The organism is Mycobacterium kyorinense (assembly GCF_001672775.1).
Taxonomy (GTDB): domain Bacteria; phylum Actinomycetota; class Actinomycetes; order Mycobacteriales; family Mycobacteriaceae; genus Mycobacterium; species Mycobacterium kyorinense_A.
Genome location: NZ_LZKJ01000040.1, coordinates 1 through 5,902 on the forward strand (window position 1 = coordinate 1; position 5,902 = coordinate 5,902).

A 5,902-nucleotide genomic window follows, 5' to 3' on the forward strand; every position below is an offset into this window, starting at 1 on the left:
GGTGTCTGGCTCAACACACTGACGCGTTCTTTGACCAACAGCGCGTAGAAGTCCTCGGGCGAGCGGACCACCGAATCGGGCACCACCACCACGCGTCCGCCGCGCAGCAGCGCACCGAAAATCTCCCACACCGAGAAGTCGAACGCCAACGAATGACACTGTGTCCACACCTGACCCGCCGACAACTCCAGATCAGCGTCCAGCGCGTCCAATAACCCGACCACCTTGCGGTGCGAAACCGCCACGCCCTTGGGAACACCGGTGGTGCCCGACGTGTAAATCAGATAGGCGATGTCGTCCGGGTGCGGCGCCGGCAGCGCGGTGTTGGGCTGGCCGTCGACCGCGGGGTCATCGACGTCGATGACCAACAACTCAAACCCATCCAACCGATCAGCCAGATCCGACGTGGTGACCGCGACAACCGGCGCGGCGTCGGCGAGCACGAACTCCAGCCGCGCATCGGGCACTGCCGGATCGATCGGTAGATAGGCCGCGCCGGTTTTGAGCACCGCCAGCATCGACACAATTGCCTCGACGGACCGTGAAAACAGCAGCGCCACGCTTTCGCCTGGGCCGACACTGTGGGCAACCAGCAAGTGCGCCAATTGGTTCGAGGCCTCGTCAAGCTCCCGGTACGTCATGCTGTGGCTGTCACAACTAAGCGCCACTGCCTCGGGAGCACGCGCCACATGGTCGGCCAACAATGCCGGAATCGACATGCCCGCCGGCTTCGGCGCCGCCAACACCGGGCGGTTGCCCCACTCCGCCAGTCGCGCGTGCTCGCTCTCGTCGACCACATCGATCGACGAGACCCGGCGGGCCGGATCGGCGGTCATCGCCATCAAGACCCATTCGAACCGCTCGACCAGCGCCTCGATGCTGGCTGGGTCGAACACGTCGGTGCGGAACTCCACGGTCCCGGAAATCCCCGCGGGCTCACCGGCTTCGGTGAAGCGTTCGGCCAGCGAGAACGAGAGATCCATCCGAGCGGTGTGGGTGTCCAGCGGCAGCTGGGTGACCTCCAAGTCGCCCAACGCCAGCCCGGTGGCCGGGTCGCCGGCGTGCCCGGGAACGTTCTGCCAGGCCAACATCACTTGCACCAGCGGATGGTGGGTCAGGCTTCGGGTCGGATTGAGCCGTTCCACCAGCACTTCGAACGGCACGTCTTGATGCTCATAGGCGGCCAGGCTGCGGGTACGCACCTGCGCGAGCACGTCGGCAACAGTCGGATCCCCCGCCAGCTCGACCCGCAGCACCAATGTGTTGACAAAAAACCCGACCAGCTGATCAAGGGCCGGATCACGACGCCCGGCGATCGGGAAACCCACGGCCACATCAGAACTCGCGCTCAGCTTGGACAGCAGCACCGCCAAGGCGGCCTGCATCACCATGAACCCGGTCGCATTGTGCTCACCGGCGATCCGGGCAACCCCGTGCTGCAGCTCTGCGGGCCAGTCCACCGCCACCCTGGCGCCACGCTGATCAGCCACCAGCGGGTACGGCCGGTCGGTTGGCAGCATCAACCGCTCGGGCATGCCGGCCAGCGTGTCCTCCCAAGACTTCAGCTGCTGGGCGATGCGGCTGTCGCCGTCGTCGAGATCGCCGAGCTGCGCTCGCTGCCACAGCGTGTAATCGGCGTACTGCACCGGCAGTTCCGCCCACTGCGGAACTTCCCCAGCACATCGACTGGCATACGCCACCGCCAGATCAGCCACCAGAGGGGTGATCGACCAGCCGTCGGCGGCGATGTGGTGCACCACGGCCACCAACACATGGTCGTCGTCAGCGACGCCGAAAAGCCTTGCCCGCAAAGGAATCTCGGTAGCGAGGTCGAAGGTGTGCCGCGCCGCGGCGTCGATGGCCTCCTGCAGCCGGCTTGCCGACCATCCAGTGGCATCGACGACGTCCCAGCCGAATTCGGCCTGATCGGCGGCCACCACCACTTGATGCGGGACGCCGTCGGGGGCGGCGAATACGGTGCGCAGACTCTCGTGGCGGGCCACCACATCGGAAAGGGCGGCGCCCAGCGCATCGACATCAATATGCCCGCCCAGCCGCAAGCCCACCGCCAAGTTGTAAACCGGCGAAGGTCCCTGCAGCTGGTCGATGAACCAGAGCCGGGATTGGGCAAACGACAGGGGAATTGCCGCTGGCCGCGGGCCAGCCACCAACGGCTCCAGCCGTCCCTCATCCTCGCCGATATGGGGTGCCAGCTGCGCCACCGTGGGCGCCTCGAACACCGCTCGCACCGCCAAGCCGGCGCCCAGGGCGGAGTTGACCGCGGCGACCAGACGCATCGCCGATAGCGAATCGCCGCCCAGGTCGAAGAACGAGTCGTCCGCGCCGACACGCTCCACACCCAACACCCGGGCGTAGATGCCGGCCAGGATCTCCTCAGTGGGGGTAGCCGGGGCGCGGTAATGACCGGCGTCCAGGTATTCCGGAGCGGGCAGAGCACGGATGTCGAGTTTGCCGTTGACCGTCAACGGCAACACGTCTAATGCCACCACTGCGGCCGGCACCATGTAGGCCGGCAGCCGCTCGCCCAGCGCGGCACGTAATCCGGCCGGGTCGACGGTCCCGGTCACGTACCCCACCAGGCGCTTGTCACCGGGATGGTCTTCGCGGGCGATCACCACCGCCTGCTCGACGCCGTCGAGTCCTGCTAGCGCTGCTTGGATTTCGCCGAGCTCGATGCGATACCCGCGGATCTTGACCTGCTCATCGGCGCGGCCCTGATAGTGCAGTTGGCCCTCGGCGCTCCAGGACACCAGATCCCCGGTGCGATACATCCGTATCCCGGGCTCCCCCGGCTCTGCGAACGGACAGGCCACGAACCGCGATGACGTCAGCCCGGCACGGCCTACGTATCCATAGCCCAGCCCGGCGCCGGCCACATACAACTCGCCGACCACACCCTCCGACACCGGGCGCAGCCACCCGTCGAGCACGAAAAAGGCCAAATGCGACAACGGCACACCGATCGGGCTGACCGTGCGGCCGGTGTCGGCGTCGACGATCTCCCGGAACGACGCGTGCACCGTCGTCTCGGTGATGCCGTACATGTTGATCAACCGCGGTGATCGCGGATGGTTGTCCAGCCACGAACCGAGACGCTGCGGTTCGAGCGCTTCGCCGCCGAATACCACCGCCTCGAGCTTGAGCTGGTTTCCCGGCTGTTGGGCGTCGACGGCCTGCAGGACATAGAACGCCGAGGGGGTCTGGCTCAAAACGCTGACCTGCTCAGCGATGAGCAAGGCGTGGAACTCTTCTGGCGAGCGGACCACCGAATCGGGCACCACCACCAGCCGGCCGCCATGTAGCAGTGCGCCGAAGATCTCCCACACCGAGAAGTCGAACGCCAGCGAATGGCTCTGTGTCCACGCCTGACCCGTGGACAATGTCAGATCAGCGGCCAGCGCCTCTAACAGCCGGGTGACGTTGCGGTGTGGAATAGCAACGCCTTTGGGCACCCCGGTGGTGCCCGAGGTGTAAATGAGATACGCGATGTGGTCCGGATTCGGCGCGGGCAGCGTGGTGCTGGGCTGGCCGTCGACCGCGGGGGCGTCGGCGTCGATGACCAATAACTCGAACTCGCCGAGCCGGTCGGCCAGATCCGACGTGGTGATCGCGGCGACGGGTGCAGCATCGGTGAGCATGAAGTTGATCCGCGCGTCGGGCACCGCCGGGTCGATCGGCAGGTACGCCGCCCCGGTCTTGAGCACCGCCATGATCGCCACGATCGCCTCAGCCGAGCGGGGCAACAGCAACGCCACCCGTTGTCCCGGACCGATCCCGTGAGCAATCAGCAAGTGCGCCAACCGGTTCGCGGCCTCGTCCAGCTCACGGTAGGTCCATGAGCGCTCCGCAGCGGTCAGAGCTATCGCCTGCGGGTGGCGGCTCACTCGCTCGGCGAACAACGCCGGGATCGATACCGGCATCGGCGCAGGCCGGCTCAATACCGCTCGATTGCCCCACTCATGCAGTTCGCTGTGCTCGTCTTCGTCGAGCAGGTCCAGCGATAACAGTCGCCGGGTGGTGTCCGGGCTCATGATTGCTGCACCGAATCGTCCGTCATGGCTACCAGTACCCGCTGGAACCGGTCGATGACTTTGTGGATGCGCTTCGCGTCGAACACGTCGGTGTCAAATTCGACACGGAGAACCAGTTCGGTGCCGGGCATGGCTTGCAAGGTCAGTGGGTAGTGGTTGTATTCGCGGCCGTTGAACTCGGTGATCGCCAACCCGTTGTTGGTGAGCTTGGCGGCGGTTTCCACCGGATAGTTCTGGTACACGAAAAGCGTGTCGAAGAGTTGATCGTGACCGGTGGCGCGGTGGATCTCGTTGAGTGCCAGATGCTGGTGATCCAAGGTGTCGCTGTGGTCGTTTTGCAGCTGGTCGAGCAAGTCGGCGATGGTGGTCTCCGGGGTGATCGTGGCGCGAACCGGCACAGTGTTGATCAGCAGGCCGACCATCGATTCCGCGCCGGCCACCTCCACTGACCGGCCGGAGACGGCGACGCCGAAGGCGACATCGTGGTGGCCGGTCAGCCACATCAGCACTTGCGCCCAGGCGGCTTGCAGGACGGTGTTGACGGTGGTGCGACAGCTGCGTGCCAACTCGTTGACGGCGCTGGTGGTCTCGGCGGGCAGCCGGAACGATTCGGTGGCTCGCCGTCCGCGTCGCGACCGGCCCCTCGGAGCGACCAACGTTGGGGTGTCGAACCCGGCCAGGACTTCGCGCCATGCGGTCTGCGCGGCGTCGACGTCGCGATCGGCCAACCACGTCACGAACCTGCGGTATGACCCAGCGGCGGGGAGACGCTGGCCGTAGTAGCTGGCGAAGATCTCCTGCAGCAGGATCGGCAGCGACCACCCGTCGAGCACGATGTGGTGATAGGTCAAAACGAAGCGGTGCTCGCCGTCGGCGGTGCGAATCAGCGCCGCGCGGAACGCCGATTGATGAATCAGGTCGCAGACCGCGGCGCGTTCGGCGGCACATAGCTGCTGAACCTGCTCGTCGACGTCGGCGTCATCGGTTGTGCTGTCGAGGTATTGCCAGGGAACGCTCGGTTCGGCGCGGATGATCTGCACCGGTTCGTCGAATTGCTGAATGAATCGGGCAGCCAGGTTGGGGTGGCGGCTGACTACGGTGTGCACCGCCTCGCGGAGCCGGCCGGGGTCCAACGGGCCGGTGATGGTGATGTCCAGCTGCATGGCGTAGACGTCGTCGTCGTCGCTGCCCGCGGTGGCGTTGGCGTGGAACAGCAGTCCCTGTTGCAGTGGAGTCAGCGGCAAGACGTCGGCGATCCGGTGTTGTCGGGTCAGCTCGTCGATTTGTTGTTGGGTCAAGCGGGCGGGCGCGATGTCGGAGGGGGTCAGGCCGCCGCCGCCCTGGCGGACGTGGGCGCAGATGCCGGTCAGCGCGTCGAACCACAGCTGGCTGAGCCGGCGGATTTGGGTTTCGTCTAGCGCCGAGGGCGCCCAGGTCCAAGTGGCGTGCAGCTGCGGACCGGCCTCGCTGTCGACGGTGCTGGCGTTGAGTTCGACGGTGTGCCCCAACGGCATTGGGATCGCCGCAGCCGCGGCGCTGATTGCCGCGCCATCCTGGCTGACCTGCCATAGTTCGGCGGCGGCCTCCGCCTCGATCGCCGCAGCCGCGCCTAGTCGGCCGAGGTAGTTGAATCCGATGGTGGGGTCGGCGCCGGTTAGGTCGATGTCGGGGTTGAGGTAGCGCAGCAGCCCGTAGGTCAAACCCTCGGGCAGGGCACGCAGTTGTTCTTTGGCGTCCTTGATGATTGGGCCCAATGCCGGCTCACCGGCGGCCACTTGCGACCAATGCAGACCGCTGATCGTCAGCGCCACCGGGTATTTGGTGGTAAACCAGCCCACGGTGCGCGACAG

General features: G+C 66.1%; 1 pseudogene. It reads right to left on the reverse strand.

The features are described 5' to 3' along the window. Positions 1 to 5,902: pseudogene (locus A5707_RS03360) on the reverse strand (amino acid adenylation domain-containing protein); the annotation flags it as partial.